Source organism: Kitasatospora sp. NPDC097691 (assembly GCF_040302665.1).
Classification (GTDB): domain Bacteria; phylum Actinomycetota; class Actinomycetes; order Streptomycetales; family Streptomycetaceae; genus Kitasatospora.
In genome coordinates, this window is the sequence record NZ_JBEORY010000007.1 from 59,580 (window position 1) to 78,611 (window position 19,032).

The 19,032-nt window shown below is 72.6% G+C and carries 13 protein-coding genes; all 13 read right to left on the minus strand.

Annotated elements, in window-relative coordinates:
• Positions 1-15: 15 nt before the first annotated feature.
• The 13 genes from pstA to ABTY56_RS07315 all read right to left on the minus strand — a co-directional run bounded on the left by pstA (position 16) and on the right by ABTY56_RS07315 (position 19,001).
• The gene (pstA, locus tag ABTY56_RS07255) at positions 16-1,254 is read right to left on the minus strand and encodes a phosphate ABC transporter permease PstA (RefSeq protein ID WP_350627376.1); all 1,239 of its coding nucleotides are present in this window, start codon (positions 1,252-1,254) and stop codon (positions 16-18) included.
• A gap of 64 nt (positions 1,255-1,318) precedes the next feature.
• Complete coding sequence (gene pstC / locus ABTY56_RS07260; RefSeq protein WP_350627377.1) at positions 1,319-2,350, minus strand: phosphate ABC transporter permease subunit PstC; 1,032 nt, start codon at positions 2,348-2,350, stop codon at positions 1,319-1,321.
• A 129-nt stretch (positions 2,351-2,479) separates the two neighbouring features.
• Complete coding sequence (locus ABTY56_RS07265) at positions 2,480-5,158, minus strand: hypothetical protein (protein ID WP_350627378.1); 2,679 nt, start codon at positions 5,156-5,158, stop codon at positions 2,480-2,482.
• Between the two features lie 234 nt (positions 5,159-5,392).
• Complete coding sequence (locus ABTY56_RS07270) at positions 5,393-5,989, minus strand: hypothetical protein (protein ID WP_350627379.1); 597 nt, start codon at positions 5,987-5,989, stop codon at positions 5,393-5,395.
• Positions 5,990-6,094: 105 nt separating this feature from the next.
• Positions 6,095-7,129, minus strand: coding sequence for a PstS family phosphate ABC transporter substrate-binding protein (locus ABTY56_RS07275; RefSeq protein WP_350627380.1), 1,035 nt, complete (start codon positions 7,127-7,129; stop codon positions 6,095-6,097).
• A 457-nt stretch (positions 7,130-7,586) separates the two neighbouring features.
• A complete protein-coding gene (locus tag ABTY56_RS07280) occupies positions 7,587-7,991 on the minus strand; it encodes a hypothetical protein (RefSeq protein WP_350627381.1) in 405 nt (134 codons plus the stop codon).
• On the minus strand, positions 7,981-8,394 hold the full coding sequence (locus ABTY56_RS07285; protein WP_350627382.1) for a YegP family protein: 414 nt from the start codon (positions 8,392-8,394) through the stop codon (positions 7,981-7,983). Before ABTY56_RS07285 ends, ABTY56_RS07280 begins: the two co-directional genes overlap by 11 nt.
• 271 nt (positions 8,395-8,665) lie before the next feature.
• Positions 8,666-10,474 (minus strand): sensor histidine kinase, encoded by a 1,809-nt coding sequence (locus ABTY56_RS07290; protein WP_502893043.1) that lies wholly within the window; start codon positions 10,472-10,474, stop codon positions 8,666-8,668.
• 60 nt (positions 10,475-10,534) lie between these two features.
• Positions 10,535-14,044: a thiol reductant ABC exporter subunit CydD gene (cydD, locus tag ABTY56_RS07295; protein WP_350627383.1), complete on the minus strand. Its 3,510-nt coding sequence runs from the start codon at positions 14,042-14,044 to the stop codon at positions 10,535-10,537.
• A 4-nt stretch (positions 14,045-14,048) separates the two neighbouring features.
• The gene (gene cydB / locus ABTY56_RS07300) at positions 14,049-15,083 is read right to left on the minus strand and encodes a cytochrome d ubiquinol oxidase subunit II (protein ID WP_350627384.1); all 1,035 of its coding nucleotides are present in this window, start codon (positions 15,081-15,083) and stop codon (positions 14,049-14,051) included.
• A gap of 50 nt (positions 15,084-15,133) precedes the next feature.
• Positions 15,134-16,678 carry a cytochrome ubiquinol oxidase subunit I gene (locus tag ABTY56_RS07305; RefSeq protein ID WP_350627385.1) on the minus strand — a complete coding sequence of 515 codons (1,545 nt, stop codon included), beginning with the start codon at positions 16,676-16,678 and terminating at the stop codon, positions 15,134-15,136.
• 354 nt (positions 16,679-17,032) lie between these two features.
• Positions 17,033-18,397 (minus strand): oxygenase MpaB family protein, encoded by a 1,365-nt coding sequence (locus ABTY56_RS07310; RefSeq protein WP_350627386.1) that lies wholly within the window; start codon positions 18,395-18,397, stop codon positions 17,033-17,035.
• Entirely contained in the window at positions 18,390-19,001 is a 612-nt protein-coding gene (locus ABTY56_RS07315) for a Uma2 family endonuclease (RefSeq protein WP_350627387.1), read from the minus strand. The genes ABTY56_RS07310 and ABTY56_RS07315 overlap by 8 nt, the downstream gene beginning before the upstream one ends.
• Positions 19,002-19,032: the final 31 nt, after the last annotated feature.

The window sequence follows — 19,032 nt, forward strand, 5'->3', positions numbered from 1 at the left end:
TGGTCGGACGGGACATCACTGCTGCGCCTGCGGCCGGAGGGCGTGCGGGCGGGCGGGCACGCCGACGGCTGCCGCCTCCAGGCGGCGGGCCTCCCGGTCGATCCGGCGCTTCTGGGCCCGGGTCAGCTGCCCGGGCCGGCGGCCGCCGATCACGCGGGCGGTGACGAAGAGGATCAGCACCACGCCCATCAGGGTCAGGCCGGCCGCGAAGCCGCGCGCGATCATCCCGTCGTACGGCTGCTTGACGTAGTTCCAGATGTACAGCGGCAGCGAGACCTGGTGCCCCTCGAACGGGTTGCCGTTGAACTGCGAGGTGAAGCCGGAGGTGAGCAGCACCGGCGAGGTCTCGCCGACGCCGCGCGCCATGCCGAGCACCACCGCGGTCACCAGGCCGGGCCGGGCGGTGGGCAGCACCACGTTCCACACCGTGCGCCACTGACTGCCGCCGAGCGCGTACGAGGCCTCGCGCAGGGTGCCGGGCACCAGGCGGATGACCACCTCGGCGGCCCGGGTGACGATCGGCATCATCATCACGGTGAGCGCGAGCGAGGCCGCGAAGCCGCTCTTCTCGAAGCCGAAGGTGATGATCACGACGCCGAGGATGAACAGGCCGGCCACGATGGACGGCAGCGCCGTCATCGCCTCGACCAGGGTGCGCACCGGCCGGGCCGCCCGGCCGCCGACCTCGGACATGAAGACGGCCGCCCCGATGCCCAGCGGAACGGCGAACAGCGTTGCCAGGCCCAGCTGTTCGAGCGATCCGACGATGGCGTTGAGGGCGCCGCCGGAGGTGAGCGGGTCGAGCGGGCCGGTGTGCTCCATGGACTGGGTGAAGAAGTTGAGGTGCTGGGCGGCCTCCCAGCCCCGGCTGGCGACGTAGCCGATCTGGTCGGCGATGAGCGCGACCACCAGCAGCCCGGAGCTCCAGGCGACCACGGCGACCAGCCGGTCCCGCACCATCTGCGGGTTCCACTGGATCCGGCCGAGGACGGAGTAGCCGGCCAGGAAGAACAGGTACCAGCAGATCAGGAAGCCGAAGGCGCCGCTGAACGGCAGCACCCGCTCGTACAGCACCCAGTCCAGCGCGAGCGAGCCGGCCGCCGCGCCCACCACGGTGAGGACGTCGTCGCGGGTGACGCCGCCGATCCGGAGCTTCTTCTCGGGGCGCGGGGTGTCGGCCGCGGCGGGCTCCGCGGGCGCGGGGGCCCCGGCGGGCCCGGGCGGCGCGACCGGCGGCAGGTCGAGCGTGGTCATCGGAGGGTCCCTTCACGGTTCGGGCGGCGGCCTGCCCGGCAGGCGGCCTGACGGTTCGTCATGCTCAGTCCGCCGTCGCGGCGCCGGAGCGCGAACGGTTGATGACGATCCCGGCCAGCACGTTGACCAGCAGGGTGAGCGCGAACAGCACCAGACCGGCGGCCATCAGCGCGGAGAGCGACAGCGAGTCCGACTCGCCGAAGCGCAGCGCGATCAGCGCGGAGATCGAGTTGGCGCCGTTCTCCAGGATGTGCGTGATGGCCTCGAAGTTCGGCGAGATGATCAGCGCGACGGCGATCGTCTCGCCCATCGCCCGGCCGAAGCCCAGCATCACCGCGCCGATCACGCCACCCTTGCCGAACGGCAGGACGACCGCGCGGACCATCCCCCAGCGGGTGGAGCCCAGCGCGTACGCGCCCTCCCGCTCGCCCTGCGGGGCCTGGGAGAAGACCTCCCGGCTGAGCGAGGTGATGATCGGGATGATCATCAGGGAGACCACCACGCCGGCGATGAAGGTCGAGGAGGTGTACGAGGTGCCGATGTCGCCGATCCGCACCTTGAGGAAGGGGATGACGTCGCCCAGGTGGTTGGCCATCCAGCGGACGAAGCCGATGATCCGCGGCTGCAGGAAGAACAGGCCCCACAGGCCGTAGACGATGCTGGGGATGGCCGCCATCAGGTCGATGAGCGAGACCAGCGCGGCGCGCAGCCGCACCGGCGCGTACTCGGAGATGAAGACCGCGGTGCCGATCGCCACCGGGACGGCGATGACCAGCGCGATCACCGCGATCAGCAGGCCGTCGGGCAGGACGGCGGCGATGCCGAAGTTGTGCGCGGCGGTCTGCCACCTCTCCTCGGTCAGGAAGGACCAGCCGACGGTGCGCAGCGCGTCGGTGCCGCGCAGGATCAGGAAGAAGGCGATCAGTCCCATGATCGCGAAGACCGAGAAGCCGGCCAGCCGCAGCACGCCGCGGAACACCCGGTCGCCCGGGGTCGCGGGGGCGGTGATGGCGCGCGGCACGTCCTGGTCGGGCCCGTGGTCGGGTTGGCGCGGCACCCCGGCGTACGGTGCCGCGGGCTCAGCGGCGGATGTCATGGTGTGCTCTCCGTGCTCGGAACGGGCCCGCTCGGGAACGGGCGTGCTCGGTGAGGGTCCGGGGCGCTGCCCCGGCGGGAGGCAAGCGCTCGGCGGGGCCGTGACGGCGGCCCCGCCGAGCACCGGTTCCTACCTGCGGCGCAGCCGCGACCACTGGGTGCGGGCACCGGCCAGCACCTTCGCCCCGGCCGGGGTGCCGCCGAGGAACAGCGCGGCCGGTCCGCCGACCAGCAGCACCAGGCCGGCGATCAGCGCGATCGGCAGCAGCAGCCGGGCGGTACCGGGCCGGTCGGGCACCGGGGTGCCGACCGGGGCCGCGGCGAGCGGACTCCCGGACGGGGCCGCGGAGGGGGCGGCGGTCGCGCCGGGCTTGGCACCGGCGGCCGCCGGGGTGCCGGGCGCCGCGGCGCCGCCGGCCGTACCCGCCCCGGTGGAGCCGGTGGAGCCGCTGGAATCGCTGCCGGACAGGCCGTCGGAGGAACCCGCGCCGGTGCCGCCGGAGTTGCCGTCCGCGCTGGTGGCGGTGTTGCCGGTGCTGCTCACCGGGCTCGTCCCGCCCGAGGTGCCGCCGGTGGTCCCGCCGGTCGTACCGCCGGTGGTCCCGCCGTTGCCGCTCTCCGGCGTGCCCGGGTCGGTGCCCGGGGTGGTCGTCGGCGCGGTCTGGTTGCCGGGCAGCTTGCCGTCCTGCGCCTCCACGTGCTGCACGGCCTCCTGGGCCTGCTGCCGCTGGGCGCCGGTCAGGGCGAGGAAGCCGGGGGCCAGCCGGCCCGGCGCGATGCCGTAGGTCTGCCCGTCGGTGGTCACCGTCTTGAGGAAACGCGCGATCGCGGACGCCTTCGGGGCTGCCACCCCGCCGGTCGGCACCATCGCGTACTGCACGTAGCTCAGCGGGTACGCCCGCTGGTCCCGGGAGAACGCGGTGTCGGGCGTGCCGTAGGGCAGCTGCTGGACCCCGGTGGCCGGGTCGGCGGGCATGTCGGCGACGGCGGCCTGGAAGCCGGCCGTGCCGGGCGACACGTAGGAGCCCGCCGGGTTGAGCAGCGCGGCCTCCGGCAGCGAGAACGCCTTGGCCTGGGCGGTGTCCATGACGGCGAGCATCGCGCGCTGACCGACGGACTGCACGGAGCAGGGCTTGTGGCCGTTGGTGACCGGGTCGATGTTCGGGTCCTGGCAGTTCGGCTGACTCTGCATCATGTTGCGGGCCACGCGGCCGAGTCCGTCGAGGGACGGGTTCCACTCGTACTGCTTCCAGTGCCGGAGGTCCGCGGTCGAGCTGTCCTTGTCGGGCCCGGTGAAGTCCTGGGTCTGGAAGGCCTCCGCCGGGTAGCCGGCGAACTTGGGCTTCAGGTAGAAGCTGTCGACGTGCATGCCCCACGGGTCCGGCTCGCCGTCGAGGAAGCGGGCCGCGTCCGGATCGGCGGCCACCCACGAGGTCAGCAGGTAGGTGAAGTCGGTGGTGCCCCCCGGGACGCCGGGGAAGACGGTCAGGGTCGCGCCGCAGCCCTTCGGCCAGTGGATCCCGTTGGCGTCGGTCTCCGGGTTCAGCTGCTTGAACTCGGGGTCGGTGAACAGGCAGATCGGGTTGCCGGCCACGGAGGGGATCGCCGCGCCCGGTGACGCGTAGGACTGGGTCAGCAGCTTGGCCAGCAGTCGGGCGTTCAGCTTCATGTCGCGGATCTGCCGGCCGGTCGTCGGATCGTCGACCACGTACGTGACCGAGATGCCGGTCGTGGCGAGCGGCGCGTAGACGTACGGGCGCGGGGGCGTCGACGGGTCCGCCCGCGCGGTCAGCGCCACGTCCGTGGTGCCGCTGCCGCCCAGGAACGCCGCACGGGCCTGCGGCTCGCCGCCGGCCGGGATGTAGCCCACGGTCATCGGCGAGTCGCCCAGGCACAGGCCGGCCCGCCACTGCTGCATCGCCCGGTTGGCCATCTCCAGGCCGGCGGTGCCGAAGGACTGGTCGCTCGCCGAGCAGGAGTCCGGTGAGGGGGCGAAGCCGAGTGGGACCACGGTCCGGTGCAGCCAGGCGCACTGCTCGCTGGTCCGGTTGCCGGTCTTCCAGTTCTGGTAGGTGGAGCCGGGCTTCATGATGCCGTCCGAGGCGGTGTTGAAGAAGCCCTCGTTGTCCATCTCGTGGTCGTCGCAGTCGGCCAGGCCGTCCCGGATCTGGTAGATGTCCAGCGGGTCGCCACCGTAGTTCGGCTCGACCACCAGCGAGCAGGGGTGGGTGGCGTCACAGCCGAGCGTGGCGCTCTCCTTGGAGCTCCAGATCTCGATCGAGGCGGTGCCCGAACCGTCCGGGGCGGTCGGGGCGAGCACCTGGTTCGAGGGCCACTCCGGCGTCTCCAGGTGGGTCGGGCGGGGCGGCTGCTCGAAGCCCTTCGACCGGTCGCCGCCGTAGAGCGTGCTGCCGTAGCAGTCCGTCACCACCGGGTCGGTGCCCTTGCACTGGTAGACCCGCACCGCGTACAGGTTGAGGGTCGACTCCTTGGGTGTGACCGTGACCGGACCGCCGGACTGGGTGACGGTCGGCGTGAATCCGCTCCAGGAGACCTGGAGCACCTGGTTGGTCAGGTTGGTCGTCTGGGAGACGGTCACGCTGCCCTCGGGGCCGTACTGCCCGGTGGCCGGAATCCAGATCTTCGGGCCCTTCACCGTCACGGCGGAGTCGGCGTGCGCCTGGGGCACCGCGCCGAACCCGATCGGAACGACGGCGAGCGCCGCCACCACGGACCAGACGAGCGCCAGGGCCGGTAGTCGCCGGCGCCACCGCCCGCTGTCTCTCGGGTCGGGTACGCGGTTTCTCATGGCGGGGCCTCCGGGAGATGCGGGGCCGCCGAGGGAGGCGGCACACGGGAGTCGAGCGCGCTGGAAACGGACGGTTCCGTGCGTACTATTCGGCCAGCCGGACATGGCGGGATCCGGTCGACCAGATGTACGAGACCACAACGCGGCTACTCCGTACCGGAGTTGGGAACTCCACAAGCGGCGGGCCCGCGCCGAGGCGCGGGCCCGCCGGTCTGCGGTCCGGTGCGGCGCGGGTCAGTGCGCCGGGGTGTAGGACAGCGCGAGCGAGCCGATCTGCTGGCCGGCGGTGAAGAACTTGGTGCCGAGCTTGGTGTCGAGGAAGTTCGCACCCTCGGCGTCCACCTGGAAGCTGGAGGAGGCCAGGCTCTGGGTGAGGCCGGTGCGGTTGATCACGTTGTCGCCGGCCGGGTCCAGCAGCGGCACGGGCGTCGTCGAGCCGTTCGGCACGGCGGTGAAGTAGCCGTTGGCGACCGAGAAGTCGAACTGCTTGAAGGTCACGCTCCTGCCGGTGGCGAGGTTCAGGAAGAGCAGCCCGCCGCCGAACTGCACGTCGCCGTAGAAGCCGGGGATGTTCGCCTCGCCACCGTTCACCGGGAGCGTCACGGTGAGGCCGGCGTTCGGGTCGAAGGTCGGGTTGGCGGGCTGGAGCGGAATGACCACGATGCCCTGGAGCGCGGCGCTCGTCAGGAAGTTCACGTCGGTGGTGATCACGGCCTGGCCCGCGGCCGGCGTGGCCGGGGTGGTGTCGGCGACAGCCGCACCGCTCACGGCGGTCAGGGCGAGAACGACGGCGGCACCGGTCGAGGCCAGGCGCGCGCTGATGCGGGACATGCCGAACTCCTTGGGAGAGGGAGGGGAGAGGTGGTTCCGGCCGTGCGGTCGGGCCGGCGGCCGCAGGGGTGAGGTCCCTGCGGCCGCCGGGTGGTGCGGGGTGACTCAGGAGTGGGTGACGCTGCCGCAGGCGAAGGAGGACAGCGGCAGGAAGCCGAAGCTCTTGAGGTCGGTGGCGCCGTTCTTGCAGATCCAGCCGGTGCGGCTGAAGATGGCGCGCAGGGCGTTGCCGTGCGCGTCGGTGGCGGTCCACTCGGCGTCACGGAAGACGTTGTAGACCACGCGGGAGTACGCGGTGGCCGCGAACGCGGAGCTGATGGTCTTGTTCACGGTGTCGACCGGCGCGACACCGTCGACGGAGCGGATGGTCAGCGGGCCCTGGACGTCGGCGCCGCTGCCCTTGCCGAAGTAGACCTGGCCGATGTAGTGGGCCACGGAGTAGGGGACCAGGGAGTTGACGTCGGCCAGCTTGGAGTCGCTGCCCTGGTTCTCCTGGACGCTGCTGTCCACGCAGGCGCCCGGGGTGACCGCGGTGCCGCCACCGATGGTGGTGAGGAAGAACGAGCGGGTGCCGGAACCGGTCTGCGGCAGGAAGGGCTTGATGGTGGCGTTCGGCAGCGACGGGTTGATCTGGGTCCAGTTGGTGACCGCGCAGGTGTAGATGTCCTTCAGGTTCGCCGTGGTCAGGTTCGCCGGGGCGTTGCCGGTGGACGGGGCGGCCCACGCAACGGCGTCCTTGGCCATCGCGACGAAGTCGTCGGTGGTCGGGTCGGTCGGCTGCGGGGAGCGCGAGGAGCGCGCGAAGTCGACGGTGGCGCTGGTGTTGGCGTTCAGCGCGGAGATGCCGGCGCCGGAGCCGTTCGGGCGGGTGATCGGGGTGGCGCCCGACTTGGTGGTGATGGTGCCGGCCGGGATCGCGTCCCAGCTGTACAGGTGCGGGTCGCTCGGGTTGACCAGGGTCGCGTTGTAGTCGGCGGCGATCTGGTTCAGCACGGCCTGGGTGGTGTCCGAGCCGACACCCACGATGTCCTGGGAGTTCGGCAGGCCGGCCGGGTCGGCGACGGCGGTGCCGGCGAAGACGGTGGCGACCGAGGTCGCCAGCGCGGCGGCGGCAAGCAGGTTGGCAGCGGTCTTACGCATGTTTCTCTTCCTCCGGTGGGAGAGACGTCCATCGCGTGACCCGCACTCCGTTCGGGAGTCCGGGGCCGGTGACCGCGTCCGCTGCGGCCCGTCCGGCAGTGCAGATCCTGTCCGGCGGGCAGGTTCCGCCGGAAGGGAGGTCGGGCCCTGCCACGGAATGTCGACTCATCGGTTCAGCGAGGTTTAGGCACTGGTCAACGCGGACGCGACAGGGGCGCGACAGGGCCTCCGAACAGCGTCGACGTTCTTCTCCAGGAAGCTGCTCGGGGTGTTGCCGGAAACCTGGACTTCACCGAAAGCGCACGAACGGAAGGCCGCGAACGATCAGGGGCGAGCGGTCAGGGGCGAACGATCAGGGGCGGACGGACCGCGGCAGCGCGGAACGACGACGGGGCGCGAAGAGGGACGACGACAACGGGATACGGCGGGTCGATACCGCGGCGGATGCGGAGACGGACTACAGCGGTCGGCGGCCGTCGCGCCCGGAGCGGCGCAACTCCTGGCCCACCCACTGCAGTCCGGCCAGGAAGCCCTCGATGCCCGCCTGGCACTGGTCGCGCCGCAGGTACCCGCGCGCGCTGCGGGCGACCGGAACGGCGGAGGCCACCCCCGGCCGGGTACTGCGCACCGGCAGGTAGGCGGCCCAGACCCACTGACGCCCTTCGGACTGCCCGATCGAACATCGCAGCGCGGCTCGCTCGATCAGCAACTCCCGGACCGCCTCGGCGAGTTCCTCCTCGCTCCGGTAGGTCCGCGCGCCGACGCCGAGCGGTCTGCCGTTGGCGGCCCGCAACGCCCAGCCGACGCAGCGGTCGGCCGCCGGCACGATCAGCAGCCGCGGACCGCGCCGCTCAGCGACCATCGGTGCGCCTCAACGGCACTGCGCGCTCGGGCAGTTCGCGCGGTGGCTGCTTGGCGAGCAGCACCACGAACCGCCGGAAGGCGTTCTGGCACGTCGCGTACCGCTCGTACGCGCGGCTGGAGCGCACCTCGGGGAGATTGCGCGAGCCCGGGATGACCCAGACCCAGCCGATGCCGTCCCGGACGTGGGTGATGCGGGCGGTCAGCTCGTCCGCACCGGCCCGTAGGCCGTCGAAGCCCCGCTCGGCCTCGCCGGCCGTCTCGAACGCGGCCGGGGTGATCGCGACGACCCGGCCGTTGGGCGCCTTCAGTTGCCAGCGGTAGCGCCCGTCCGCGGCCCGTTCGGCGCGGAACCCCCCTCGACTTGCCCCTGCTGCGGTGTGACCGCGGCCGGAAGCGTCCACTGCCCCCTCCGTCCGGTTACCTTCCGGTTTCCCCTCCGAGACGGAGCAAAGCTATGTGTGCACACAGAGCCGCCGAAAGCCCAGAACGTTCACAACTTGCGCTGTTGGTCGGGAAGTTCTCTCTCGTTTAACTTTCACTTGTCTTTACCGGAGAGTCCGCTTCCAGGCCGTGGACACCCTCGGAACCGGGCCGTGGAAACCCTCGGAACCGGGCCGCGGACACCCTCGGAACCGGGCCGCGGACACCCTCGGAGCCGGGCCGCGGACACCCTCAGAGCCGGGCCGTCCAGCGCACCGTGGTGCCCTTCCGGTAGGGCCCGCTCTCGTGCCAGGCGTCGCCGCCGAGCGCCTCGGCGCGCCGGGCGAGGTTGAGCAGTCCGCTGCGCCGGCCGCCCGCCGGGATGCCCACGCCGTCGTCGGTCACGGAGAGCACCACACCGGGCCGGCCACCCCGGTCCAGCGACTCCGGGTCGCCGCCCACCGGCCGCCCGGCGTCGCCCAGGTGGACGGTCGCGTCGATCTCCACGCCGACCCGGGAGGCCCGCGCGTGCCGTGCCGTATTGGAGAGCATCTCCCGCAGAGCGGCGAGCAGTTGACGACCGGTCTTCTCGCCGACCAGGCTCTCCACCGGCCCGACGAAGCTCACCGAGGGCTTGAAGCCGAGCGCCGCCGCGGCCTGGCTGGCCTCCCGCAGCACCCGGGTGCGCAGGGTGTCCGGCGCATCGCCGTGGTTGTCGTGCTGCAGGGCGTAGATGGTGGTGCGGACCTCCTGGATGGTGGCGTCCAGTTCGTCCACCGCCTTGCCGATGCCGGTCCGCACCTCGGGGACGACCGCCCGACGGGCCGCGCTCTCCAGCATCATCCCGGTGGCGAACAGCCGTTGGATCACCAGGTCGTGCAGGTCGCGGGCGATCCGGTCGCGGTCCTGGAAGACGGCGAGGCGCTGCTGGTCGCGCTGGCCCTCGGCGAGCCGCAGGGCGAGCGCGGCCTGCGAGGCGAAGGTCTCGGCGAGCTGCTTCTCGCTCTCGGTGAAGGGCAGCGCACCGCACGGGCGCCAGACGCAGAGCCCGCCGAGCACCCGCCCGGCGGCGACCATCGGCACGGCCATCGACGGGCCGAAGCGGCGGGCGAGCCGCATCACCACGGTCGGGTCGCGGGACATGTCGTCGAGGGCGACGCTCTCCCCCGCCAGCAGCCGGGCCGCGAAGCTCTCCTTGGGCAGCAGCTCGCCGCGGACGAACTCGGCCACCTCGCCGGAGGCGTGGGCGACCCGCATCTGCCCGTCCCCCTCGCCCTCCGGGCCGGTCGGCAGCAGGATCATGCCGAGCGCGGCGTCCGCCAACTCCCGTACCTGCTCGGCCGCGACGGTCAGTGCCGTCTCGGCCTGCTCGGCGGAGAGCAGGGCGGTGGTGACGGCGGCTGCGCCGGCGATCCAGCGCTCGCGGCGGCGGCCCTCCTCGTACAGCCGGGAGTTCTCGATCGCCACGCCGGCCGCGGCGGCGAGCGCGTGCACCACCTGCTCGTCCTCGGGGGTGAAGGCGCCGCCGCCCTTCTTCTCGGTGAGGTAGAGGTTGCCGAACACCTCCTCGCGGACCCGGATCGGCACGCCCAGGAAGGTCTTCATCTGCGGGTGCCGGGACGGGAATCCGGAGGAGCGCGGGTCGGCGCCGAGGTCGGCCAGCCGCAGCGGTTCGGGGCGGTCGATGAGCACGCCGAGGATGCCGCGCCCGGCGGGCAGTTCGCCGATCGCGGCGGCGGTCTCGTCGTCCACGCCGACGTGGATGAAGTCGGCCAGTCCGGTGCCGCCGGGGGCGATCACGCCGAGTGCGGCGTACCGGGCGTCGACCAGCTCGGCGGCGCCGGTGGCGATGCGGTGCAGGGTGGCGTGCAGGTCCAGCCCGGCGCCGATGGAGACCACCGCCTCCAGCAGCCGCTGCATCCGGTCGGTGACGGCGGCGGCCGACTGCAGGCGCTCGGCGACCTCGGTGACCAGGGTGTCCAGGCCGAGCGAGGCGATCTCGGGCACCCGATGGGGTGCCGGCTCGGGGGTGGCCTCGGAGGCGTCCGGCGTGGGGTCCATGAAGAAAGACTAGTTTGTACGCTTTTCAGACGAAGGCTGGCGCGACCGGCGCCGCCACGGCTAGCGGGCCTCCCCCACCGGCTCGAACAGGCCGTCCGACTCCAGCAGGCCGTCCGCCTCCCGCTCCCGCCGCCACATCGCGTGCAGCCGCCCGTCCGGGTCGGCGACCAGCTCCGACCAGCGGCCCCGCTCGGCCACCCGGCCGCCCTCCAGCACCAGCACCTCGTCCACCGTGGCGTCGTCGAGCCCGGCCAGCCGGTGGGTGATCAGCACGGTGGCACGGCCCTCGGTGGCGGCCAGCAGGTCGGCGGTGAGCGCGTCGGCGGTGGGCAGGTCGAGGTGCTCGGCGGGCTCGTCCAGGACGAGGACGGGGAAGTCCGCGAGCAGCGCCCGGGCCAGCGCGAGCCGCTGGCGCTGACCGCCGGACAGGCGGGCGCCGTGCTCGCCGACCATGGTGTCCAGGCCGTCCGGCAGCCCCTGCGTCCAGTCCAGCAGCCGGGCGGCGGCGAGCGCGGCACGCAGCTCGTCCTCCCCCGCGCCGGGCCGGGCCAGCCGCAGGTTCTCCCGCAGCGAGCTGTCGAAGACGTGCGCGTCCTGCGCGCAGAGCCCGATCACCCGGCGGACGTCCTCGCCCGCGAGCGCGCGGCTGTCCACAGCCTGTGGACGACCGGCGGCGAAGGTGACGGCGCCGGCGCCCGGCTCCAGGAAGCGCAGCAGCGCCTGGGCGAGGGTGGTCTTGCCGGAGCCGGACGGGCCGACCACGGCGATCCGGCGGCCGGGAGCCAGGTCGAGGTCCACCCCCGCGAGCGCGTCCACCGCCTGCCCGGGGTGCCGTACGGTCAGCCCGCGCACCGCGACCGGCAGCGGCTGCTCGGGCAGCTCGGCCGGGGAAGAGGGCTGGCCGACCGTCGGGGCGTTCAGCACCTCGTCCAGCCGGGCCCGCGCGGCGCGGCTGCGCTGACGGGCCTGGACGGCGAGCGGCATCCCGGTGACGGCCTCGAAGGCGGCCAGCGGGGTCAGCACCACCAACGCCAGGCAGACCGGCGCCAGCGCCCCGCCGCGTACCCCCTGGACGCCGACGGCCGCCGCGGCGGTCACGGTCAGTCCGGTGAGCAGCGCGATCAGCCCGGTGCCGAGCGCGGTGGTGGCGGCCGAGCGGGCGGCCAGCCGGGTCAGCGCGGCGTCGGCGGTGCGGACGGCGGCCAGTCGGCCGGGCAGCGCGCCGGCCACGGTGAGCTCGGCGGTGCCGGTGAAGGCGTCCACCACGGCGGTGGCCAGGCGCCCGCGCGCCGGGGCCTGCCGCCGTTCGGCACCGGCCGACCAGCGGGCGGCCAGCGCGGGCACCACGGCGCCCGCGAGCAGCAGCCCGAGGCCGAGCACCGCACCGGCGGCGGGCAGGAAGGCGGCCAGCGCCAGTGTCGAGCCCAGCGCGACCACGCCCGCCACGGCGGCCGGCAGCCGCCAGCGCAGGTAGTGGTCCTGGATCGCGTCCACGTCGGCGACCAGCCGGGAGAGCAGGTCGCCGCGCCGGAAGGCGGGCAGTCCGGCCGGGGCGAGCGTGCTCAGCCGCCGGTACACGTCGGCCCGCAGGGTGCCGAGGGTGCGCAGCACCGCGTCGTGCGACACCAGCCGCTCGGCGTAGCGGAAGGCGCTGCGGCCGATACCGAAGGCCCGCACCGAGGTGACGGCCATCATCAGGTAGAGCACCGGCGGCATCTCGGAGGCGCGGGAGATGAGGTAGCCGGAGGTGGCCATCAGCGCGACGGCGCAGCCGAGGGCGAGCGCGCCGAGCAGGACGGACAGCGCCAGCCGGGGTGCACTGCCGGTGCCGGTCTCCGGCTCCTCGGGGACGGCGGGGGCCGGCGTCGGCTTCCCGCTGTGGGCGAGCGGGACGACCGGACCGGCGACCGGGACGGCGGAGGGGCCCGCGAGCCGGACCCGCTCGTCCGCGACGGCCAGCAGCGCGGGCCGGTGCGCGACGATCAGCACGGTGCGCGCCGGGTCCTCGGCGAGGGTCCGGACGGTGTCCACGACGGCTGCCTCGGAGGCGCCGTCCAGGTTGGCGGTCGGCTCGTCGAGCAGGACCAGCGGCCGGTCGTCGGCGAGCAGCACCCGGGCGAGCGCGAGGCGCTGGCGCTGCCCGGCGGAGAGCCCCGCGCCGTCCTCGCCGAGCCCGGCGGCCAGGTCGGTCACGAAGTCGAGCGCGTGGGCGGCCCCCAGCGCCGTCCACAGCTGCTCGTCGGTGGCGTCGGGCCGGTGGAGCCGCAGGTTGTCGGCGACCGTCCCGGCGAACAGGTGCGGGTGCTGCGGCACCCAGGCGATCTGCCGCTGCCAGCTCCGCGGTTCCAGCTCGGCCAGGTCGTACGACCGGCCGTCGGCGGCGGTGATCCGGACGGTGCCGGCCTCGGGGGCGGTGAGGCCGAGCAGGACGGCCAGCAGGGTGGACTTGCCGGCGCCGCTCGGGCCGGTCAGGGCGGTGGTGCTGCCCGGACGCAGGGTCAGCCCGGCGCCGTCCAGCGCGGGCTCGGTCCGTCCGGGGTGGCGCACGACCAGGCCCTCGGCGCCGATCACGGCCCCGGCGAGGGCGGGCGCGGGCACCGTGCCGGCGGCGGGCAGCGGGGTCTCCAGCACCCGGAACAGCTCGTCGGCGGCGGTCAGCCCTTCGACGCTGGAGTGGTAGAGCGCGCCGACCTGGCGGATCGGGACGTACACCTCGGGGGCGAGGACCAGGATCAGCAGTCCGGTTTCCAGGTCGAGCGTGCCGTCCACCAGCCGGAACCCGACGGTGACGGCGACCAGCGCGACGGACAGGGTGGAGAGCAGCTCCAGGGTGAAGGAGGAGACGAAGGCGATCCGCAGGGTGCGCAGGGTGGCCCGGCGGTAGTCGGCGGTGATCCGGGCGATGGTGGCGGCCTGGGTGCGGGCCCGGTTGAACACCTTGAGGGTGGGCAGGCCCGCGACGACGTCCAGGAAGTGGTGCGAGAGCCGGGCCAGGGTGTCCCACTGCCGGTCCATCCGGGACTGGGTGGCCATCCCGATCAGCACCATGAACAGCGGGATCAGCGGCAGCGTCCCGGCGATGATCGCGGCCGAGGTGAAGTCGGCGCCGACGATCCGCAGCAGCACGATCACCGGGACGACCACGGCCAGCGCCAGCTGCGGCAGGTACCGGGCGAAGTAGTCGTCCAGCGCGTCGATGCCGCGGGTGGCGAGGGTGGTGAGTTCGCCGGTGCGCCGGCCCGCCAGGTAGGACGGGCCGAGCGCGGTGGCGTGGTCGAGCAGCCGGCGCCGCAGGGTGGACTTCACCCGGGCGACGGACCGGTGCGCGGTGAGTTCGGTGAGCCAGCCGACCAGCCCGCGCCCGACGGCCGTCAGGGCGAGCAGCAGCAGCGGCGTGGTCAGCTCGCCGAGCGTCGCCCCGCGCTGGAAGGCGCGGACGACGATCTCGGCGAGCAGGCTCGCCTGGGCGACCACCAGGGCCGCGCCCGCCGCGCCGAGGAGCACGGATCCGGCGAGGAAGACCCGGGTGGTGCGGGCGTACCCGAGGAGTCGGGGGTCGACCGGCTTCATCGCGTCAGACCCGGTCGAGCGGGGCGGCCGGGGCGGCCGGGGCGTGCCCGGGGATGTGCTGGACGCCGATCCGCTTGCGGAACACCCAGTACGTCCAGCCCTGGTAGAGCAGCACCAGCGGGGTGAACACCGCCGCCACGACGGTCATCAGCTTCAGCGTGTACGGCGAGGAGGCGGCGTTGGAGACGGTCAGGCTCCAGCCGGGGTTCAGGGTGGACGGCATGACGTTCGGGAAGAGCGCCAGGAAGAGCATCGCCACGGCGGCCACGATCGTCGCCCCGGAGAGGACGAACGCCCAGCCCTCGCGGCCGAGCCGGTTGGCGACCAGGGCGCCGGCCAGGGCCAGGACGGCGATCACCAGGGCGGCGAGGCTGCGGCCGTTGCCGCTGTCGGCCTGGGTCCAGGCCAGGAAGGCCGACGCCAGCACGGCGGTGGCCAGTCCGGCCTGCAGGGCGGCCCGGCGGGCCCGCTCGCGGATCTCGCCGACCGTCTTGAGCGCGGCGAACACCGAGCCGTGGAAGGTGAACAGGGCGAGCGTCACCAGGCCGCCGAGCAGCGCGTACGGGTTCAGCAGGTCCCAGAGGCCGCCGACGTAGTTCTTCTGCGCGTCGATGTCCACGCCGCGCACGATGTTGGCGAAGGCCACGCCCCAGAGGAAGGCCGGCAGGAGGGAGGACCAGAAGATGGCCTCCTCCCAGTTCCGCTGCCAGCGGGCGCCGTCGCGCTTGGCCCGGTACTCGAAGGCCACGCCGCGCACGATCAGGCAGACCAGGATCACCAGCAGCGGGACGTAGAAGCCGCTGAAGAGGGTCGCGTACCAGTCCGGGAAGGCGGCGAAGGTGGCGCCGCCGGCGGTCAGCAGCCAGACCTCGTTGCCGTCCCAGACCGGGCCGATGGTGTTGATCAGCACCCGTCTCTCGGCGGTGTTGCGGGCCAGGCCCTTGGTCAGGATGCCGATCCCGAAGTCGAAGCCCTCCAGGAAGAAGTAGCCGATCCACAGGACCGCGATCAGCACGAACCAGACGTCGTGGAGTTGCATGTCAGATCCTCAGTTCCGCAGTGGTCCTCAGTGCCCCGTGTCCCGGTGCCTCAGTAGGCGAAGGCGAGCGGCTTGTCGGCGTCCTCGTCCGAGGTCGGTCCGCGCAGCGAGCGGACCTCGGTGGGCGGCTGTTCGGTCACCACCGGGCCGGCCTTGGCGTACTTGACCAGCAGGCGGACCTCGATGACCGCGAGGATCGCGTACAGCGTGGTGAAGGTGGCCAGCGCGCCGATCTGGGTGCCGACGCTCACGTTGGGGGAGACCGCGCTGGAGGTGGTCATCAGGCCGAAGACGGCCCAGGGCTGGCGGCCCATCTCGGTGAAGATCCAGCCGAAGCTGTTGGCGATCAGCGGGAAGCCCATGGTCAGGATGCCGATCCGCCAGCTCCACTTGGTCAGCGCCGGGCTGAGCTCGCGTCCGGGGGTGAGCATCAGCCGGGGCACCTCGGTGTCGCCGGTGCGGAACCCGGGGCGCAGGAAGAGCTTCTTCCGGGTGGTCCAGAGCCCGATCAGGCCGGCCACGAAGGAGGTCATCCCGAAGCCGATCATGAGGCGGAAGCCCCAGTAGGTGACGAAGATGCTCGGGATGTAGTCCTTGGGGTTGCCGCCGTGCAGCGCGGCCTCGGCGGCCGCGGTGTCGTTGATGCCGGGGACGGAGGAGCTGAAGTCGCTGTGGGCGAGGAAGGAGAGCACCCCGGGGACCTCCAGCGCGACCGAGTTGTGGCCCTTGCCGACGTCGCCGACCGCGAAGACCGAGAACGGCGCGGGCGCCTGGCTGTCCCACAGGGCCTCGGCGGCGGCCATCTTCATCGGCTGCTGCTCGAACATGACCTTGCCCAGCTCGTCGCCGCTGAGCGCGGTGCCGGCGCCGAAGACCACGGCGAGCACCAGGCCGAGCCGCAGCGAGGTGCGCATCGAGGCGGTCTTCCTCGGGTCGGCCGTCTCCGGCTTGCGCTTGGCCTTCCAGAGGTGGAAGGAGGAGATGCCGACCATGAAGGCGGCGCCGGTGAGGAAGGCGGCGGTCAGGGTGTGGGCGACGACGGTGAGGGTGGTGTTCTGGAACAGCACCTTGGTGATGTCGGTCAGCTGCGCCTTGCCGGTGGCCGGGTCGATCGCGTACCCGACTGGGTGCTGCATCCAGGAGTTGGCGGCCAGGATGAAGTAGGCGGAGAGCACGGTGCCCAGCGCGACCATCCACATGCAGGCGCAGTGGATCTTCCTCGGCAGCTTGTCCCAGCCGAAGATCCACAGGCCGATGAAGGTGGACTCGAAGAAGAAGGCGATCAGCGCCTCCATCGCGAGCGGGGCGCCGAAGACGTCACCGACGAAGCGCGAGTAGTCGGACCAGTTCATGCCGAACTGGAATTCCTGGACGATTCCGGTGACGACGCCCATCGCGATGTTGATGAGGAAGAGCTTTCCCCAGAACTTGGTCGCGTGGAAGTACTTCTCCTTGTTCGTCCGCACCCAGGCGGTCTCCAGGCCGGCCACGACCGCGGCCAGGCTGATCGTGAGCGGAACGAAGAGGAAGTGGTAGACGGTGGTGATGCCGAATTGCCATCGCGCGATGGTCTCGTGAGCGATTGCCAGTTCCACGTCGCCCTCTCTCCCAACCTGCCCGCACGTTCGACGGGCGCATTCCGGACAGACTTCTTGTGTAGTCGTAGACCGCCGCCAAGCCGTGCAAGCTTGCCCGCTTGTGAACGTGAACACGTTCACAAGGGCCAGTATCCACCATCCTTACGGGGGAACTGCAGGTGGGGTGGGGTTGACGGACCTGTGCGGTGCGTCACGGTTTGGCGGCGGTCCGCACAGTCTGCGGACCCGGCCCCGGCCGGGGCAACGAACGACCGGGCGGATGCGGACGGGCTCTTGGCCGAACCGGCGCTTGACAGGCCGACGCCCCGCTCGCCACGGCGAACGGGGCGTGCTACCGCCCGACGGGCCCGGTCAGGCGCGGCCGAGGAGCTGGGTGCCCGCGGTGGAGTCGGCGCGAGCGGTGAAGAACTCGGTGAAGCCGTGCAGGAACTCCTCCCGGGTGATCCGCCCGTCCCCGTCCGTGTCCAGCCGGCGGAAACCGTGCGACAGCTCGACCGGATGCACCCGCGGTCCGCCGAACACCGCGCGGTACTCGTCGAACTCCAGGAAGCCGCTGCCGTCGGTGTCGGCGGCCGTGAACACCGCCCGCAGCGCGGGCAGCAACCCCAGCTCCAGGTAGGCCCCGTCCCGGTCGCAGCCGGCCACGGTGGCCGCCACGAACTCCTCCCGGCTGACCTTCCCGTCACCGTTCGCGTCCATCGCCGCGCGCAGCTGCTCCCACCAGCCCTCGAAGGCCTCGTACACCCGGGCCTCACCGGCCTCGTCCAACTCCAGCTGCCAGCACACGTTGTGCGCCATCGCCCGCAGGTCGTGCGCGGTGATGAAACCGTCGCCGGTCTGGTCCAGCACCTCGCGGAAGAACCGGTCCAGCCGGGGCCCGCGGGTGTCACGCTGCGGGCGGTAGCGGCGCCGGCCCGGGCCCGCCTCCTCCGGGGAGCGGTAGCGCAGCCGGTCCGGGAGCCGGCCCACCAGCGCCCCGGCGCCGCGGTGCAGCAGCACCGACAGCAGCGCGCCGCGCCGGGTGGCGGCCAGCCCGAACCGCTCCCGCACCACCGGCGGCAGGTCGGCCACCGTCAGCTCGGTGATCACCCTGGCGACGAGGGCCCGGACCACCCGCCAGCCGGCGTCCCCGAGGAACCACAGCCGCCGCGGCCGGGGCGCCTCGCGCAGCAGGTCGCCCAACAGGTAGCGCGCGGCCTCGGTGAACTCCAGCCTCTCCCGGGCGTACCGGGCGAAGTAGCCGGGCAAGTCCTTCGCGGTGGCGGGCAGTTCGCCCTCGGGCAGGCCGAAGGCGGCGACCGCCTCCTTGAACTCGGCGTACGCCTCCTCCAACTGCCCGGCGTCGTAAGGGTCCCCGCCGAGGCGGCGCATCGCGACCACGCACTCGAAGAGCGTCAGCAGCACCCACGCCCTGGTCGCGGCGTCCCGGGCGTCGTAGGCCCGCCCGTCCGGCCCCGTCCCCCGGATCCGCTTGTGCGCCCGGTCCAGCCGGGCGACCTCCCGCCGCAACGTCTCCGCGTCCTGGTAGAACAGCCGCCGCCCGCTCCCCAGCGTGTGCTCCACCCGCCGCCACGGGTGCGCCCGGTACGTCGAGTGCTCCGCCATCCCCGCCCCGACCACCGGATCCGCCGCCTGCAGCACCAGCAGCCGCCACGCGACCAGGACGATCCGCCACTCGGACAGGTCCCGCCTGAACGACGCCCCCGGCTCAGCCACGGCGCTCGCCGGTGATCTCGGGGCCGATCACGAAGCCCTTGGCCGGGCCCTCGGGGATCACGGCCTCCTTGCCGTAGGGGATACGGGCCGAGTACTCATATGCGCGACGCTCGTGGTCCGGCCCGGTGAGGATGGTCACGATGCCACCGTCATCGTGGTCGTCGATGATCACGTACACCGGGATGCCTGCAGCAGCGTACGCGCGAAGCTTGAGGACATGGTCGCGCTTACGAGCCTCGGCACCAGGAGAAACGGTCTCGACCACCAGCGACACACCGGAAGCCAGTACCCCTACGCCCTCGGGGTGCTCGATCTCGTCGACATCGTCCGGCGCCACGAAGACGTCCGGAATGAGCACCTTGAGGCCGGCAATGACGTTGCCGTCCTGCGCAGGCCCGTACCCGGTGCCCCTCAGATGGTCATACAGAGCCCGCCCCAGCCGCCTGTTGACAGTGAAGTGACGAACTCCGCCGGTGGGTGACAACGTGATCGTCCCCTCGATGATCTCCGCGCGGAAGCCATCGGGTACATCCATGGACTTCCACGCCTGCCACAGCAACTGGTCCAGGTTCACGACGGTCTCCTCGGCAACGAGCGCACTCATGTGAGACACCTCTTTCCCGTCCAGTGTGATC

What these genes read in the sequence shown, in the direction of transcription:
- ABTY56_RS07315 (WP_350627387.1), bottom strand. Translation starts at nt 19,001, where the DNA reads ATGAGTGCGCTCGTTGCCGAGGAGACCGTCGTGAACCTGGACCAGTTG.
- ABTY56_RS07270 (WP_350627379.1), bottom strand. Translation starts at nt 5,989, where the DNA reads ATGTCCCGCATCAGCGCGCGCCTGGCCTCGACCGGTGCCGCCGTCGTT.
- ABTY56_RS07265 (WP_350627378.1), bottom strand. Translation starts at nt 5,158, where the DNA reads ATGAGAAACCGCGTACCCGACCCGAGAGACAGCGGGCGGTGGCGCCGG.
- pstC (WP_350627377.1), bottom strand. Translation starts at nt 2,350, where the DNA reads ATGACATCCGCCGCTGAGCCCGCGGCACCGTACGCCGGGGTGCCGCGC.
- cydD (WP_350627383.1), bottom strand. Translation starts at nt 14,044, where the DNA reads ATGAAGCCGGTCGACCCCCGACTCCTCGGGTACGCCCGCACCACCCGG.
- pstA (WP_350627376.1), bottom strand. Translation starts at nt 1,254, where the DNA reads ATGACCACGCTCGACCTGCCGCCGGTCGCGCCGCCCGGGCCCGCCGGG.
- cydB (WP_350627384.1), bottom strand. Translation starts at nt 15,083, where the DNA reads ATGCAACTCCACGACGTCTGGTTCGTGCTGATCGCGGTCCTGTGGATC.
- ABTY56_RS07275 (WP_350627380.1), bottom strand. Translation starts at nt 7,129, where the DNA reads ATGCGTAAGACCGCTGCCAACCTGCTTGCCGCCGCCGCGCTGGCGACC.
- ABTY56_RS07290 (WP_502893043.1), bottom strand. Translation starts at nt 10,474, where the DNA reads ATGGACCCCACGCCGGACGCCTCCGAGGCCACCCCCGAGCCGGCACCC.
- ABTY56_RS07280 (WP_350627381.1), bottom strand. Translation starts at nt 7,991, where the DNA reads ATGGTCGCTGAGCGGCGCGGTCCGCGGCTGCTGATCGTGCCGGCGGCC.